The sequence below is a fragment of the Paenibacillus glucanolyticus genome (assembly GCF_037333485.1).
Lineage (GTDB): Bacteria > Bacillota > Bacilli > Paenibacillales > Paenibacillaceae > Paenibacillus_AQ > Paenibacillus_AQ glucanolyticus.
On sequence record NZ_CP147845.1, the window covers coordinates 1166289 to 1183070 of the forward strand.

Below are 16782 nucleotides of genomic sequence, written 5' to 3' on the forward strand. Positions count from 1 at the left end.
TTGTCCAGTAACACACCGAATTTAGGACTATTGAAAAAAGACCCGATGGTGGATGGCAATGAGACCTTTAACATCGAGACGATGCTGAATGAGAACTGGGATAAGGTTGATGAGGCTGTGGGGAATATTAAAGTTCCAGACGCTTCGTTGACGGAGAAGGGTATAGTGCAGCTCTCCAGTGCCACAAATGGTACGAGGGAGAATGTGGCGGCTACGGAGAAGGCGGTGAAGGCGGCATATGACGAAGCGCTCGCGGGAAAACAGTATACTGATCAGCGAGTAAATGGAATCAACAAGGCGCATGTTGGGTTAGGAAACGTTGAGAACTACGGGATAGCTTCTCAAGCAGAGGCTGAAGCAGGTACTGTCGAAAATAAATACATGACCCCCATGAGAACAGCACAGGCTATCGCCCGGAGGGCTATTGGACAACGTTCTGCTACTATTGTAATCGCTGCAAGCAATGCCACCGAAACATCAAAAAAGGGTGCAGATTATGTGTGTACCGGTGTGAACGATGAGGATGTAATAAACGATGCAATGTACTATGGTTTGCCTGTTGGCGGCGGCGAAGTGGTGCTCACAGAGGGTGCCTTCGTAGTAGGCAGCAGATCTATTGCTATCCCCAGCAATACAACTTTCAGGGGGGCGGGTTTTGGAACCATAATTAAGTTACGCGACAACGCCTCTAATAACGTAACTTTGTTAACTAATGAAGACACCTCTTCTGGAAACGGTGGAGATATTACCGTTTGTGATTTGGTCTTAGAAGGTAATACCGCAAATAATCCTACTAGGGGTGCGGGCGGACTTAGTTTTTCCAACGGTGAACATTTTATCATCCAACGGGTGCTGATTAGAAACATGAAGCACGAAATTCTCCGCGTTAGCGACAGCCGTTACAACCTCATTCTAGGTAATATTATTAGAAATAATTCTGCATCATCGTCGAATTCGGTAGACTTATCCTCAACCGGTTTTAGCACCGTATCCAATAATATAGTTGCGGATAACGGAACAACTGGGGTGTATGGTGGAAACCACCTAAACATTACTGACAACATATTTATAGGAGCTTATGACGCTGTAGACCTCCGAAGCACCGGCACAAGGGTAGCAGGCAACTTGATTTTTAGTAGTTTGCGAAATGGCATATCCATCGATTCCGCTGCAAGCTACAACACCGTTCAAAATAATACAGTTAGATTCTCGGCGCAGAATGGAATTCGTATACATTACCAGGCCCAAGGAAACTTTGTGACTAATAACGACCTATATAACAGCGGTTCAACAGCGTTTTTCGATCAAGGGACAGGTACCATTATAACTGCGGGCAACCGAACGTAGTTAAATACCTATATCTTAAGCCCAGCCCCGTACCTAGCGAGACAACTGAAGAACGTACGCTTTTTCTTCACGTGCTTTACACAAATCGTAAAAAAGAGACATCCCCCCCTATTTTTTATGGGGGGATGTCTCTTTTTTAGATCTCAAAGTCGATCCAATCACTGTATTTTTAGTCTATCAGTTTCAATATCCGCTTAAGATTTACAGCGAATATGGTCATTGCGCCTTGCATTTCCATGTCAAGCAGACCCGAGGATGTAGCAGTTCAGGAGTCCCCACCTCAGCCGACTCTATGGATTGAAGGCTTAACCCCGGAAGAAATCGAGGAACTAACAAAACCTCAACCACGGGAAGCCAATGAAGTGGATCGCCTAGGCAGCGAGATGGTGACACGTGAACTGGAGGTATTGGAGCTGCGTCAGCAGAATGAGGCGCAGGGCGCTCAAATCGTGGGGCTTGAATTGCGGCTGCTGTCACTTGAAAATAGCTGATTGAAAGGAGCGGGAGACGATGTTTGAGAACGATTTTGAACGATTGAAGTATTACTATGAAAAAAAGTGGGCGCAGAAGTCTCAATTGAGACAGTATGTTGCGTTTGGCGTAATCACCTCGGATGAATATGAAGTCATCACTGGCGAGGCATACTAGACGCTGCTTTGAATGAGCTTACATTAAAAAGCTTCAACGGAGAAGGCGGAATCAGGCTGGAGAAGCGGAGCGTTCGCCTTTGTCCCCGGATTTTAACCTCATTTATATTAGGCACGAAAAATCTGGGGGCAACAGCGATCGGAAGCATGATCCGCATACGAAGTGATGCACATACTAAAAAGGTGATCTCTATTATGATCAGCTATGAATAACTTCAATTCTAACTTCAATCCAGCCCTCGGCTCACCGAGGGCTTTTTCACACCCTCAAAACCATATAAAGGAGGAGCAATTATGTATGAGCACATCGGTCAGATTTTTAAGATGCTGGTGGCGGGGACGGGGGCCGTGACAGGGTACGTCTGGGGCGGGTGGTCGCTGCCGCTGCATCTGTTGTTATGGTTCGTGGTGATCGATTGGCTGACAGGATGGGGCGCGGCCTGGATGAACGGTGAGCTGCGCAGCCGCATTGGTTATACTGGTATTGCACGAAAAATGACCATTTTTCTCATCATCGCCCTGATGCATCTGGTGGACCGGGTGCTGGGAGAGATGAATTATTTTCAGAATACCGTGATTTTCTTCTATCTTGCGAATGAGCTGCTGTCTATTATTGAGAACGTTGGGCGAATGGGAGTACCGATCCCTCAGTCCCTGCGTAATGTGGTACAGGTGTTCCAGATCAAATCCGAAGAAGGGGACAAGCAAACCGAAGGAAAGGAGGAGAAAAAGAATGAAGCCTCTTGAATTTATTGCCCGACTTGCCCCTATTGCTGTTCAGGACATGCGTAAATACGGGGTACCGGCTTCACTTACGCTGGCCCAGGCTATTTTGGAGTCGAATTGGGGAACGAGCGGTCTCACGCAAAAAGCAAATAATCTGTTCGGTATCAAGGGAACCGGTCCGGCGGGAAGTGTCACCATGCAGACAACGGAATACCGGGGGCAGACACCTTATACAACCAACGCCCAGTTCCGCAAGTATAACAGCTGGAGCGAATCGGTTGCTGATCATACGCGCCTCATCCTGAATGGAACGAGAGACAAGCCAATGCGTTACCATGGCGTGTTATGGGCGGACTATAAAACGGCAGCTACGGAGATATGGAAGGGAGGCTACGCTACAGATCCCAATTATCCGAAAAAGCTGATCTCCCTTATGGAGCAAAACGCACTTCATCAGTATGATGTACCCAGTCCGGAGGAGGAGGAAGGCATGAAAATCGAACAATTAACAGCGGAGCTGCAAAAGACACAAGAGCAGGTACGTCAGCTTAACGAGCAGTATGCTTCCGCATTGAAAATGTTAACAGAACAGAGCAATACCATGAAGCAAATGAACTCCAGGCTCAAGGACATAGAGAGTGGAAAGTCTGCAAAAGTTCCAAGCTGGGCAGAACCCGCGATACAGGCTGCTCAGCAGGCAGAGGTTTTGAATGACCCGGAAGGCAGCTTCGATTTTTACCGAATCATGACTGTCCTGCACCGGGTAGGGGTCTTTAATAACGAGAGTAAGTGACAAGCACTGCTTAACGGCACATGAAATAGCCGCTAATTTTGCAGCATCTAACAGCCGTATTCGCAGAAAAAAACTTATTGTGAAACACTGGGGTCGCCAATAGGCGGCCTTTTCATTTGGTACGGGTTTTGTGTGAATCCTAGAAGCATCTGGTGCTTTACATAATGTAAGCTTTATTACGCTCCAATCCATCCTTTTTACATAACATGAAATGCTTGGCAGAGGGAGAGTCTGCTCACCGTGTCGGTGTTTGAAGCTTGGTATATGAAGGAAAATCCTCCACAGCGGATAACAGGCGTTACGATAGGGGTATACAATGAGGGAACGGGTACAGAAGGAATAACCTTTTTCTTTCAGAAGCGAGATGGCATATAATCTAAGGAACGAACAATTCAGAATCGACCATAAACAGATAAACAGGAGTGGGGAAAATGAGACTGAGGGAGCTTAGAGAGCATCGCCAATACCCGGAGCAGACGAAGTCGGATGCTTCGCGCGCAGTATACGAGCGGGATTATTCCCGCTTGATCCATTCGCCGACGTTCCGCAGGCTGCAGGGGAAGTCACAGGTATTCGGTGCAGGCACCGGCGATTACTACCGAACGCGCTTAACGCATTCACTGGAGGTTGCGCAGATTGCACGGGAAGCGGCGCGAAGCCTGACCCGTCATTATCCTGAAGTGCTGCCGGAACAAGCCGAGAATGCGGGCCTGATGATTGATCCCGAGGTGGTAGAATGTGCGGCAATCGCCCATGATTTTGGACATCCTCCATTTGGTCATAAGGGTGAAGAGGTACTCCAGGGCATTCTGGAGAAACTCATCGACCGCAGAACCGAGAAGGAGCTGACGCGTCAGCCGGGTACACCGACACCGGAGCAGGCTGCTGAAGTGCAGCGGGCGATGCGTCGAAAATATGAGCATTTTGAAGGGAACGCGCACAATTTTCGGCTGATCATGTTTTTGGAGAAAAGAGAGAACGTGAACGGGCTCAACCTGTCCGATGCGGTTCTGCTTGGAATTAATAAATATCCGTTCTCCGGTTTGGTGAATCCGAAAGGGATGTACCGGCATGAATGGGAATATATCTCCCACATCCGGGAGGCTTGGCAAATTCCTGGCGCGTATCGGACGCTCGAAGCGCAGCTGATGGACCTCTGTGATGACATCGCGTATTCCGCGCATGATCTGGAGGATGGCATTAAAGCCGGAAAGATTGAGGTCCATGAGCATTTTCTGCGGGACAGTCATCTGAACAAGCTGATCGTGGAGAAGATCATGACGCTGGAGGACGAGGTGTGGAAGGGCTGGACCCCTGAGAAGATTCATCCGAAGGTGGATTCGGTGCTGGATGAGTTCCTCAAGATTTGGAATGAGAAGATGCCGACCTGTGAGAATGACTATTCCCGTACCCGGCGCGAGGTAAAGGCCTATTGGGTGAGTCTGTTTGTAGGCAGCCTGGGCGTGATCACGAACGGGGACTGGAAAAAGGTGACGTTTGTCAGAGACGGTGCGGAGGACGAGGATATGCTGCGCACGGTCAGCGTCCTGAAAAGTTTCGCCTGGGTGACCATGATTCGCGACCTGCGGGTCCAGCGTCTGCAAAAACGCAGTGAGTGGATTATTAAGCGCCTGTGGGACGCTTTTCTTGATCCTGTTGCCTCAACGGCCATCATTCCATCGGATTGGCTTCAGCGTTATGAAGCGGATCAGAAGCGGGCGCACCCGATCTGGACATGGGAGCATATGGTGATTGATTATATCGCGGGCATGACGGATGCCTTTGCCGAGAAAATATACAACGAGTTATATGGCCTGAAGGTTGGCTCGATCTACGATCTGGATTAGGGGTCAGGAGAAGGAGGGAGCTTATGAACAACCCATTGAAACTTAGCGTGCTTGATCTTGTTCCGCGTTTTGGGGAGAGCACCTTCGAGGAGGCCCTTTTGCATGCGGTGGATCTGGCACAGCATGCGGAAGCGTGGGGCTACCGCCGTTACTGGGCGGCGGAGCATCATGATCTGGAGCACTTGTCCTGCGCTTCGCCCGAGATTCTGCTCTCCCATATCGGCGCCCGGACAGAACGTATTCGCCTCGGCTCCGGGGCCGTGCTGCTGCCGCATTACAGTCCGCTGAAGGTAGCGGAGAATTTCCGTATGCTGGCGGCGCTGTATCCCGGACGCATCGATCTCGGGATCGGGCGGGCGCCGGGAGGTTCCGCGCATACAAGCATGGCGCTTAACGGAAATTTCCTGGGCCACGTGGCAGATTTGCCTCATCGGATTCGGGCCCTTACCGAACTGCTCGAAGACCGGTATCGCTACGAGGATGTGCCGGTGGCAGCGAAACCGGTTCCTGTAACGGAGCCGGTTATGTGGATGCTCGGCACGAATACGAAGAGTGCCGGTTATGCGGCGGAATTCGGCACGGGGTATGTATTCGGCCAGTTCATGAGCGACACGGATGGTGCCGAGGTTTTGCGCTCTTATCGTGAAGGTTTTCAGCCCAGCGCACGTCTGCGAGAACCGCACACGATGGTGGCAGTAAGCATTGTGTGTGCAGAGACGGAGGAACGAGCAGGCGAACTTGCTGCTGAAGCTTCCGGGTTCGGACAGCGCCCGCTGCCCTCGGACCGCTTGGACACGGGGGCAGCTGCTCCCGAACAGAGCTCTGCTTCAACCAGGATTGGACAAGCTGAGTTTTATGGATCGGCCGATCGCGATAAAGGGGGGAGCCGCAGCCGAGATCCGATCTACAACGGAGATCCGGCAGGCAAATCCAGACAAGGAAGTCCGGATACGGCTGCTTCCAGGACGCCAGGCCCTAGTCGACTTATTGTCGGTACGCCTGCAAGCGTGCACCTCAGGCTGCAGAATATGGCAGAGCAGTATGAATGTGACGAGTTCTTGATTGTTACACCGGTGAGTGATTATGCTGCGCGGCTGGCATCTTATCGTCTATTAGTAGAATCCATATAGTTCTCTTTATAATAGAAGAAACTATTCTAAACTGCGCAGCATTTTATTTCCATACAACATTTATCCTGCCACATATGTATTAATGCGTACGTTTAAGCTGATGCAGGGTACTCACCTATATAATAGAAGGAAGTAGAAATAAATGACGAATTTCGTTCAAGATGACATTGCATGGGGCCCTTCTTCCATAAGGGATAAGTCATCATATCTGTATACTTACACCTGTCATGAAACAGAGCGTGAGCTGTGCTTCATGGAGCTGGCCGAGCTGTTCGGACATATGCCGGATGGAGAGGACTGGCTGGAAAGCGAGCAATGGGTGGATCCGGATCGCAGCCCATTCCTGTCCGCTTGCCTGGATGTCAGGGTGACTGGCAATTCGATAGAACAAATGGCAGAGCAAGCAGGCCAAATTCAGCTTAGGAACGCCACCTTCAAAGTTGTTTCCCTAAAGGCGGGAGATCCTTATACTTATGATCAATTACGCGAGTTTGAGCGGAGGGTAGGCCGCCGAATCGCAGGAACAGCACAGATGAAATCACCCGATATCACGTTTGGGATGATATCCATAGACGGCATCTGGCGCTTGGGCATACTGCAAGAGCCAGCGCGTGCCTGGCTGAAGCATAAGCAGAAGCCGCAAAATTACTCCACAGGTCTTAGCTCTCGGTTAGCAAGGGCATTGGTTAACATCGCTGCACCTGAACCCGATGGGGTCATGCTGCTGGATCCCTGCTGTGGAATGGGAAATGTTCTGATCGAGGCGTTGTCGATGGGAATTTCGGTCGAGGGCTGTGACATTAACCCGCTTGCGGTGCGGGGAGCAAGGGTGAACCTGAAGCATTACGGTTATGATGACAACATAGTTGCCATTCATGATATGAATACATGGCAAGGACATTATGACGCGGCTATTCTGGATCTTCCTTATAATGTGTGTTCCGTTTTCCCAGAGGAAGAGAAGTTGAAGATGCTGCATAGCTTACACGGGTTGGCAGATCGGGCGGTTATCATTAGCACGGAACCATTAAGGGGACATCTGCAGGAGACGGGGTGGAAGGTGCTTCGTCATAGCACGACCCGCAAGGGGAGTTTTGTAAGAGAAATCTGGCTGTGTGTATCTATTCCGCAGGATCGTAACCAAATTTCTTCAAGTCGATCATGCCCAGGTGGTTAACCGTAACGCCTTCGTCCTGCAGGTACAGCTCCTGCATTAATCTGGACTCATCGTCCTTGATGGCAATTTCGCCTTTGGCATTAACAACCCGATGCCATGGAAGCTTATGAATATGACTTTGGGTGTGAAGTATTCTAACGACTTGGCGTGCGGCCCGCGGACTCCCAGCCAATCGGGCTACTTGTCCATAAGTCGCCACATATCCTTCGGGGATGCTCTGGATCACTTCGATCACGCGTTTCGTAAATGGCTGCATACATGTTCACTCCTGCCGGCATTGGGATTATTATATAAACGAATAGGGTGTCCCGAGGATACAGATCACGGGACACCTTTCTATTTGCTTCAAGATCGCTTCAAACGAATGTTCAGACTTCTTGCACTCTGATCCTAGTACGACTTGCTGTAATCGATCACATTGCGGGATAGCGGCTCGCCGTTTACATAGTTCTTTAAATTTTCCAGGAAAATAGCCACGGCTCGCTCGCTGTAGCGATCCGTATCGCCCGCCGTATGCGGCGTGATGATAACGTTGTCCATCGCCCACAGCGGATGATCCGACGGAAGCGGCTCTTCCTCGAAGACGTCAAGGCCTGCACCCGCCAATGACCCGTCCTGAAGCGCCCGAATCATATCATCGGTTACCACGGTCTGGCCTCGACCCACGTTGATGAAAATAGCGGTGTCCTTCATAGCGGAGAATCGTGCTTGATTGAATAAGCCCTGGGTCTCATCCGTCAGCGGGAGGATGTTCACGACATAGTCGCCCTCCGCCAGCGCTTTATCAAGCTGATCGACCTTATACATCACTTCTATATGGGGATCTGATTTACCGGAATGACGAACCCCGACCGTCCGCATGCCGAACGCCTGCGCGACACGTGCGGTGTGGCTGCCGATCTGGCCGACGCCGACAATGACAATCGTTTTGCCTGCCAATTCTGTGAAGGTACCCGAAGTATCCCATTTCTTGTTCGACTGCTGCCGGATGGAAAGATGCAGGTTGCGGGTGAAGCCCAGGATCATGGCAAAAATATGCTCCGTAATCGGAACGCTATGTACACCGCTGGCATTGGTGAGGCGGATGTCCTTTTCCTGAAGCTCTGGAAGCGGCATTTTATCCACGCCAGCGGACCATGCTTGTATCCACTTGAGTTTACTGTTCGCAGACAAGACATCCTCCTGGATGGAGCGCGACCAGCCGATCAGTATTTCGGCATCCTGAACTATGCTTGTCGTAAGCTCTTTGGCTTTTGTAACGATCAGCTCATAGCCGGGGGCGATATCCTTGATTTTTTGCTGCTGCTCGGTGGTTAAGTCGTGAATGGCAACGATTTTCGGCATGGTACTACCTCCTGGGGAATGTGATGATAATACAGAATAAAAGCGATACTCTCTTTGGAACATATTATCAGAAATCATGGCTTTGCGCATGGCGGAACCCGTCCGCTTAACAAATTTATACATGTATTATTGTCCGATTTATGGTAAATTGAAGCTTCATCATATTTTTAGGCGAAATGATGTACCCCTCATATTTATTTTCAGGCTCTATTGCTCACACTATAAACGAACTGCGAAAACATGGTGCTTATAGCAGCCGATGGCTGCTTGATGATGATTAGGAAGGAAGTGTCTTAGTTGAGCCATTCGGCTGAGGGAGCTATGGATCGTTTATTTGTTGCCGTTCATCTGCCATCCGAGGTATCTTCCCGGATTCAGGAGTGGGCGGACAAGCTGGCAGAGCATGTGAATTTCAAAAAATGGGTTCATCCGCAGGATTATCACATTACTTTACAGTTTCTAGGTGATACACCGACTCATCGCATTGAGGAATTGACGAAGGGGCTTCAGCAGGTAGCCGGGGAGCACAAGCCTTTCAAACTTGGCATACAGGATGCCGGCGTGTTTGGGACAAGCAGCTCACCCCGGATTTTATGGACAGGGGTCGGCGGAGATTTGAATGCGTTGGCCCATCTTCAGCAATCGGTGGTGTCCAAAATGCAATCCTTCGGATTTGCGCCGGAGGATCGTCCCTATCGTCCACATATTACCATCGCCCGGAAATTTCAAGGAAATCAAAAATTTTCATTGGATGAAATCGGAAGAGGACCCGATCCTATCCAGTGGAACGTGCAGGAGCTTGTTCTTTTCCGTACAAATTTGCAGTCGATTCCGATGTACGAAACTGTAGGTGTGGCGCGGCTTTAAACCTTTTTCTGAAATTGAAAATAAAATGTTCATAAAATTACCATGTTTTCAACGCCTAAAAATGTGGTTACATAGTGTAGGAAATGTGCCGACATCATAGGAGGAAAAATATGGTTATAAAAATTCTTCGGCAAAATCGCTGGGTTGCGCTGCTCATCGGAGCGCTCTTTGTGAGTTTGTCTCTTATAAGTTTGCTTGGAATGCAGGCAGAAACAACTGAAGGGGAAGAACAGCAGCAGGACATGCCGAAGTTTGTGATGGCTGCCCTGGCTCCTGAAGGCGACCCTGATACATTAGCGGTAAAAGCGAGTACAAAGCAGGATAGGGAACCTGTCAACATTTTGTCTTCAATTGTTTTCCATGAGTGGAATAAGCCGGGTGGCAAGAATGACGCTTTTTCAAGTTCAAAGGGCATTGGTTTGGCTGATCCCGGGAACTTATACTCACAAAAAACATTGAAGACTGCAGATGAGAAGAAGGAAGAATCCAAATCTCAGGATGCAGACGGGAAACCGGCAAAACAAAAGGGGACACATGTCGTCAAATCACAGGCTAAAAGCCTAACACCCCCCACAACTTTATTCTTCACAAGAACAAATACGTTAACCCAGGCTCAGAAAGATAAAGCAACCTGGACCTATGATTTGTCAGCTGAAGAGCTGCTTCTGCTCCAGAAGATTGTCATGGCAGAGGCGGAAGGCGAACCGTACGAAGGCAAAGTAGCAGTTGCTAATGTTGTCTTAAACCGGCTGCGGTCAGCCAATTTTCCCGATACTATTACCGATGTAATCTATCAAAAGCACCAATTTAGTCCTGTAGCGAACGGGCGTCTTAAGCGTGTCCAGCCAAACGAGGAGACGATCAAATCTGTGAATGCGGCACTTCACGGCCAAAAGGAAGTAAAGGACGACACGTATTTTTTCCTGTCTCTAAAGCTTGCTCAGGACCTGACGGTTCATCATTCAAGAACGTTCGTGAAAAAAATAGGGAACCACTCTTTTTACAAGTAGTGCCCATATGGGTAAACTAGTATGTAGGAGGTGTGTTTAACCATGAATATTACGTATTACGGCCATTCTAGCATGTTGGTGGAAGAAGGCGGAGTTCGTGTTATCATCGATCCGCTGCTATCAGGCAATCCAGGCTCCGGTATTAAACCAAGCGATGTGAAAGTTGATGCGGTTGTGCTGACGCATGGGCACTCCGACCATTTTGGCGATTGCATCGAGATTGCCAAGCAGAACGATTGTCCGATTATCGCGGTTTATGAACTCGCGGTGTACTGCGGTACCCAGGGCGTCAAATCCCATGGCATGAATATCGGCGGAAGCGCACAGTTTGACGGCTTTAAGGTGAAGTTTACCCCGGCCTTTCACTCTTCATCCATTTCGGTAGGGGACACCTGGATCTATGCAGGGCAGCCTGGTGGCGTCATTCTGACGATGGGCGGCAAAACATTCTACCACGCGGGCGATACGAGTCTGTTTGGGGATATGCGCCTGATCGGGGAGATGAATCACATCGATGCAGCTGCGCTGCCGATCGGTGACATGCTGACCATGGGTCCGGAGGACGCTCTGCTGGCCGCACAGTGGATTCGTGCGAGGCATGTGATTCCAGTGCACTATGACACCTTCCCGGGCATTAAACAGGATGCAGGGGCCTTCTGCGCCGAATTGGCCAAAACCGGTATTCAGGGTCATCCGTTGAAAGCGGGAGAAAGCCTCGAAATATAGATGGGTTAATGCAAAAAAGCTTCCCTGTCCTCCGTGACAGGGAAGCTTTTTGTTTGAATAGGCAATGTAAGAATTAGAATGGATATTAGGGCTGGTCCGCCAATATCTTGATCGTTTCTTCCTGATAGCCGGGTATGCGTCCTTCGTTCAGCAGCCCCATCACCTGGCCTGCGCAGTGATCCGGCTCCAAATGCCGAATGCGCCGCCTGCCTGCATCATTACGGTGTTTCGTTACTTGATCATAGCGATCCGACAGCAGATTCAACCATTTATCGATAACGGAAGCAGAATCCAGAATCTCCGCATAGCCCTCGCTAACAAAGAAGTGGGAATTCACTTCCTCCTGTCCCGGGATCGGCTCGTAGAACAGCATGGGAATCCCTTTGGCGGCTCCTTCCGTACAAGTCATTCCGCCGGGCTTCGTAATGAGCAGGTCCGACACGTCCATGAGTTTATGTATATCCTCACGATAACCAAGGACGTGGATGTTGGGGTGCTGAAAGATCGGATCCTCGCGCATGCTGGCCACCAGCTTCTCGTTCTGTCCCATACAGAAGACAAGCTGGATATCACCGGCCCGGCTTGCCAGCTTACTGAGCAGTTCCTTATTGAATACGAGACCCCATCCGCCGCCCATAATCAGTACTGTAGGCATGTTTTTTAATTGAAGCTCGGCTTGAAGCGCCTTGCGATCGCCCCTTTCCCAGAATTTCGGATGCACGGGAATGCCGGTCACATGTATGTATTCCGGCAGAATGTCCCGGAGCATGAGCATCTTTTTCACATGGGGAGTGGATACGAGATATTCATCCACTTCCGGATTGACCCAGGTGCCATGTGCATCATAGTCGGTGATGAGTGTATAGAGCGGGACTTCAAGTCCTTGACGCTTCAGGCGTGAGACCACGGCGTTAGGAAACGGGTGCGTACATATAATAAGATCCGGCTGCAGCTCCTCAATCACCCGCTGGGCCTGTGCATAGAAAATCCGGTGAAGCGCGAGCCGCGTCAGACGGTTTAACGATTTCTTATATTGCGAACGGTACAGCATGCCGACAAGGCGCGGCCTGGTGCTGACGGTTTTTCGATAAGCGGACAAGATTAACGGCCCTACGGTCGGATTTAAAAAATTGCCAAGCTCAATGACACGGCATTGGATGCCGGGACTCATCCGTTGTATACCTTCAGCCAGCGCATACGCTGCTTGCGTATGTCCTGTGCCGAATCCCTCGGAAAAGAGGAGCACTCTTGTATATCGCATGGTTTCACCTACTTCTTTCTCCCTCTATCTTACAAAACAGGAATCGTTTTTTGAAGAGCGGCGCGAAAAAAAAGAGTATGCACCCTAAGTATACGCGCAAAAGGGAAAAGCATTTCAATTATTTTGCGGCCCCATATTCGTTGATCGACGTTTTTCTTTCATTAGACGTTATAATAAGATTTGAACACTTCACTTGGAATTATTTAAAAATTTAACGAAAGATATTGCAATGGAATCGATAATCTGATAAAGTGATTTTTGACCGAATGACCAGAATTGTATTATGGTCAGTTTCGAGGGTAAGACCAATCTTAAGAAGATCATAGAAGGAGGGGTAAGCATGCCAGCTGTGGACCGTCGGAAGCAGGTGCTAGATGCTGCCTCCAAGTCGTTTGCTTTGTTCGGATATAAAGCGACGACGATGGAACAGGTGGCGAAGATTGCGAATGTTGGGAAAGGTACGATCTACACGTTTTTCACGAATAAGGATGAACTGTTTGACGAAATTCTGCTCTCGGCGATTATGGAGATGAAGCGTCTTGCGGAGCGGGAGATCAAGAAGGACAGGGATTTCTTTGACAATCTGTATCGCGTGCTGGATGCGCTGCTTGAATTCCGGAGCGAGCATGAGCTGTTCATCAAGCTGTCTCAGGAAGTGCGGGATATCGGCACGCCGAAGGCTCATGAAGGATTGACGAAAGTGGAGAACGGGATCGTCGGCTATCTCCAGGGGATTGTGGAGCATGCCATATCGATCGGTGAGATCAAACCGCTGGATGCTCAAGTGGTATCCTTCGTGATGCTGAAGCTGTACGTTGCGCTCACGACCGACTTTAATCAGCTTCATGAGCCATTAAGCAAGGAACAGATCAAGGAATATATGATGGTGTTCCTGGCTGACGGGTTGAAGGCCTCTTCATAAGAGGTAAGAATGCAGCCTCCTTCGTGATGAGGAAGGCGGACTCTCTTGGCTTGAGGGATCGTCTTCCTTGCCAGCGATCGCTTTTTTTGGTTTAAACTGACCGAATGAGAGAATTGGTCATTATGTACTGGTTTGGAAATGTTATCTGCCTGTGATGCAAATTCATGTCGGCAAAATAGCTGCTGTATCTAGAGAAAAAAAGGAGAGAGACTGGATGAAGTCATTATCTGTATTTGCAAAGGATCTTGGCGCTGCCGTTCGGAACAAAAAAATCTTGATTCCGATTATCGCAGTGCTGTTCATACCGGTCATGTACAGCGGTATGTTCTTGGGGGCCTTCTGGGACCCCTATGGAAAGATGGAGGATTTGCCTGTAGCGGTCGTCAATAACGACCAGGGCGCTGTTTTTGAAGGGAAGACGCTTCAGGCTGGCGAGGACTTGGTCGCCGAACTGAAGAAGGGAAAGGATTTTAATTGGCAGTTCGTTGACCGGAATGAAGCTGAGCAGGGCATGCAGGATAATAAGTATTACATGACCATCAGCATTCCGGAGAATTTCTCGCAGCAGGCGACAACTTTAATGGATGAACATCCGCAGCCTGCGCAGATCGTATTTGAGCCGAATGAAGGCTACAACTTCCTGGCAGCCCAAATTGGCGGATCTGCCGTGAAGCAGATTCAGTCCAAGGTGTCCGCGAAGGTAACGGAAGCCTACACAGAGACGCTGTTTGATCAAGTAGCCAAAGTATCCGATGGTTTAAGCGAAGCCGGAGACGGCGCGACCAAGCTGTCCGAAGGTGCCGTTAAATTGGACGATGGCGCCGTGAAGCTGAAGGAAAATCTGGCTAAGCTGGTCAGCGGCACGCAAGAGCTGCAGGACGGAATTGCGCCTTTAACCCAAGGGGTGCAGGAACTAAATAACGGTGCTGGCAAGCTGAACACGGGAGCAGGCACCCTCGCCTCCGGCTTGGATCAGCTTAAAGCGGGTCACAGCCAGCTGCAGGCAGGCGCTGAGGAAGCAAGCAAGGGCAGCGCGAAGCTGCAAGCAGGGATTGAATCTGCTGCAGCGGGCAGCACCGGTCTCCATGAAGGGCTGCAAGCCAACCAGGCCGGAGCTTCCCAGCTTGCGGCAGGAGCGAAGAGCGCTCATGAAGGCAGCAGCAGCCTTAAAGCCGGGCTGAATCAATCGCTGGAAGCTACGGCTGCCCTGGAGCAAGGGGCTCAGGCTGTTGCGGATGGATTGAAGAAGCTGGCAGAAGGGAATCCGGAGCTTGCGCAGAGTCCCGAGGTTCAGCAGCTGCTGGCAGCGAGCCAATCCGTGTCATCCGGCACGAGCGAGCTGAATGCGGGCCAGAAGCAGCTGGCACAAGGTGCAGCGGAGCTGAACCAGGGCACGCAGCAGCTGCAGGAAGGCGCAGGCAAGCTGAGCGCAGGAGCGGCTCAGCTGACTGAAGGCGGCAAGCAGCTTGCAGCCGGCGGCCAAGAGCTGCTGGCGGGTGCAAAGCAGCTGAACGCCGGCCAAAGCCAATTGGCTGACGGCATGAAGCTGTTCGGCACGAAGCTGAGCGAAGCGGCAGCCGGTGGCAAGGAGCTTGCCAGCGGTGCGGCCACGCTCTCGCAAGGGACGCAGCAGCTGGCCGGCGGAGCAGGCAAGCTTGGAAGCGGCGTAACTACGCTGGCCGACGGCTCGAAGCAGCTGGATTCCGGCGCCGGAGAACTGGTGAGCGGAATGAATGAATTGAAGGATGGCAGCGGGGAGCTTGCAGGCAAGCTGAACGAGGCTGCCGGCAAGACGGGCGACATTAAGACAACCGACGAAACGGTGACCATGTTTGCCGGACCGGTACAGGTTGAAGAGCACAAAGTGAATGAAGTGCCGAACTATGGTACGGGCTTCGCACCATACTTCCTGTCGCTCGGCTTGTTTGTCGGGGCATTGATTTCTACGATTATCTTGCCGATTCGCGATGCCTCTGTTCCGAATGCATCCGGATGGAACCGGTTTGTCAGCCGTACATTATCCTTCGCCGGTATGGGATTGATCCAGGCATTACTGGCTGTGGTCGTCATGCTGTACGGGTTGAAGCTTGAGGTGCAGAGCGTTCCGCTCTTCTATCTCTTCTCCTTCATTACAAGCTTGTCGTTTATGTTCCTGGTGCAAACGTTCGTAACCTGGCTGGATCAGCCTGGACGCTTTGTTGTCATTGTGATTCTGATCTTCCAGTTGACCACGAGCGCAGGCACGTTCCCGGTGGAGCTCATTCCAGGCTGGATGAAGGCATTAAATCCGCTGCTGCCGATGACATACAGTGTCAAAGGCTACAAGGACGTCATTTCTACAGGAAGCTTCGACGGCATGTGGGCCAGCGCAGGCGTACTGGCCGGATTCGGTTTGGTATTCCTGGTTTTGACCGCCGTATACTTCCTGGCTGCCCGAAATAACAAGAAGGCGGCAGAGAGCGGCGCAGCGGTGACTGCTTAAGCAAGATCACATTTATATGTAAGCAAAAAACAAAGAGACTTCCCCAAAGGTCGATCGGATCTGGGGGAAGTCCTTTTTTTAATGACCAGATGAGCTTGGCAATGTATACTTGAGCACGCTCTAAAGACGGATCCATTTGGACGAGGTTTTTGGTCCGAACAGATCCCTGAAGTCTGATTTCGGTAGAATGGGGAATGGCAAAGCTGAACCGAATATATTCATTTTGCAAAAAAAGTCAATACATCGACCTGTTCGGAATGTTTTATTTGCATGTTTTTTTGCACTATTCTACATAAAAATAAGCGATCTGTTGTGATTACTCTCACAAAAACAATTCTTATCAAATTCATAAAAACTTTGAATTGCCTGCATTGTATGAGGGTGATAAAATATATAGAACTAATTAATCTACGTGTTAGGTAAATGTCAACCTTTGGCGCTTTTGCACAATACTGCATCACCTCAAGACAGTGTGTCCACTGCAGGTGAGGATTGATGTCCAA

Annotated in this window: 17 protein-coding genes; 14 read left to right on the forward strand and 3 right to left on the reverse strand. The window is 50.1% G+C overall.

Features of this window, described 5'->3' with window-relative positions; genetic code table 11:
- The 9 genes from WDY75_RS05590 to WDY75_RS05630 all read left to right on the forward strand — a co-directional run bounded on the left by WDY75_RS05590 (position 1) and on the right by WDY75_RS05630 (position 7667).
- Entirely contained in the window at positions 1–1347 is a 1347-nt protein-coding gene (locus WDY75_RS05590) for a tail fiber protein (protein ID WP_063477712.1), read from the forward strand.
- Between the two features lie 236 nt (positions 1348–1583).
- Positions 1584–1838, forward strand: a complete 255-nt coding sequence (locus WDY75_RS05595; RefSeq protein ID WP_231887941.1) for a hypothetical protein — start codon at positions 1584–1586, stop codon at positions 1836–1838.
- 19 nt (positions 1839–1857) lie between these two features.
- The gene (locus WDY75_RS05600; protein ID WP_082834244.1) at positions 1858–1995 is read left to right on the forward strand and encodes an XkdX family protein; all 138 of its coding nucleotides are present in this window, start codon (positions 1858–1860) and stop codon (positions 1993–1995) included.
- Positions 1996–2288: 293 nt separating this feature from the next.
- Positions 2289–2741, forward strand: coding sequence for a holin family protein (locus WDY75_RS05605; protein WP_006212518.1), 453 nt, complete (start codon positions 2289–2291; stop codon positions 2739–2741).
- Positions 2728–3513, forward strand: a complete 786-nt coding sequence (locus WDY75_RS05610) for a glycoside hydrolase family 73 protein (RefSeq protein ID WP_063477711.1) — start codon at positions 2728–2730, stop codon at positions 3511–3513. Before WDY75_RS05605 ends, WDY75_RS05610 begins: the two co-directional genes overlap by 14 nt.
- Before the next feature lie 240 nt (positions 3514–3753).
- On the forward strand, positions 3754–3888 hold the full coding sequence (locus WDY75_RS05615) for a hypothetical protein (RefSeq protein ID WP_006212516.1): 135 nt from the start codon (positions 3754–3756) through the stop codon (positions 3886–3888).
- A gap of 56 nt (positions 3889–3944) precedes the next feature.
- Entirely contained in the window at positions 3945–5360 is a 1416-nt protein-coding gene (locus WDY75_RS05620; protein ID WP_063477710.1) for a deoxyguanosinetriphosphate triphosphohydrolase family protein, read from the forward strand.
- Between the two features lie 23 nt (positions 5361–5383).
- Positions 5384–6490: an LLM class flavin-dependent oxidoreductase gene (locus WDY75_RS05625; RefSeq protein WP_063477709.1), complete on the forward strand. Its 1107-nt coding sequence runs from the start codon at positions 5384–5386 to the stop codon at positions 6488–6490.
- A 142-nt stretch (positions 6491–6632) separates the two neighbouring features.
- Positions 6633–7667, forward strand: a complete 1035-nt coding sequence (locus tag WDY75_RS05630; protein WP_082834243.1) for a TRM11 family methyltransferase — start codon at positions 6633–6635, stop codon at positions 7665–7667.
- Here WDY75_RS05630 and WDY75_RS05635 read toward each other — a convergent pair.
- Positions 7612–7923, reverse strand: a complete 312-nt coding sequence (locus WDY75_RS05635; RefSeq protein ID WP_036640726.1) for an MGMT family protein — start codon at positions 7921–7923, stop codon at positions 7612–7614. The genes WDY75_RS05630 and WDY75_RS05635 overlap by 56 nt on opposite strands.
- Before the next feature lie 134 nt (positions 7924–8057).
- On the reverse strand, positions 8058–9011 hold the full coding sequence (locus WDY75_RS05640) for a D-2-hydroxyacid dehydrogenase (protein WP_063477708.1): 954 nt from the start codon (positions 9009–9011) through the stop codon (positions 8058–8060).
- A 297-nt stretch (positions 9012–9308) separates the two neighbouring features.
- On the opposite strand from WDY75_RS05640, the gene thpR reads away from it, so the two are divergent.
- From thpR to WDY75_RS05655, 3 genes are all read left to right on the forward strand, one after another.
- Positions 9309–9878, forward strand: a complete 570-nt coding sequence (thpR, locus tag WDY75_RS05645) for an RNA 2',3'-cyclic phosphodiesterase (protein ID WP_082834242.1) — start codon at positions 9309–9311, stop codon at positions 9876–9878.
- A 110-nt stretch (positions 9879–9988) separates the two neighbouring features.
- Complete coding sequence (locus WDY75_RS05650) at positions 9989–10888, forward strand: cell wall hydrolase (RefSeq protein WP_063477707.1); 900 nt, start codon at positions 9989–9991, stop codon at positions 10886–10888.
- A 42-nt stretch (positions 10889–10930) separates the two neighbouring features.
- The gene (locus WDY75_RS05655) at positions 10931–11614 is read left to right on the forward strand and encodes a metal-dependent hydrolase (protein WP_063477706.1); all 684 of its coding nucleotides are present in this window, start codon (positions 10931–10933) and stop codon (positions 11612–11614) included.
- An 85-nt stretch (positions 11615–11699) separates the two neighbouring features.
- On the opposite strand, the gene WDY75_RS05660 is transcribed toward WDY75_RS05655, so the two are convergent.
- Positions 11700–12875, reverse strand: a complete 1176-nt coding sequence (locus WDY75_RS05660) for a UDP-N-acetylglucosamine--LPS N-acetylglucosamine transferase (RefSeq protein WP_036640719.1) — start codon at positions 12873–12875, stop codon at positions 11700–11702.
- Between the two features lie 340 nt (positions 12876–13215).
- On the opposite strand from WDY75_RS05660, the gene WDY75_RS05665 reads away from it, so the two are divergent.
- Entirely contained in the window at positions 13216–13797 is a 582-nt protein-coding gene (locus WDY75_RS05665) for a TetR/AcrR family transcriptional regulator (RefSeq protein WP_006212506.1), read from the forward strand.
- Positions 13798–14011: 214 nt separating this feature from the next.
- Entirely contained in the window at positions 14012–16279 is a 2268-nt protein-coding gene (locus tag WDY75_RS05670; protein ID WP_063477705.1) for a YhgE/Pip domain-containing protein, read from the forward strand.
- The last annotated feature ends 503 nt before the right edge of the window (positions 16280–16782 follow it).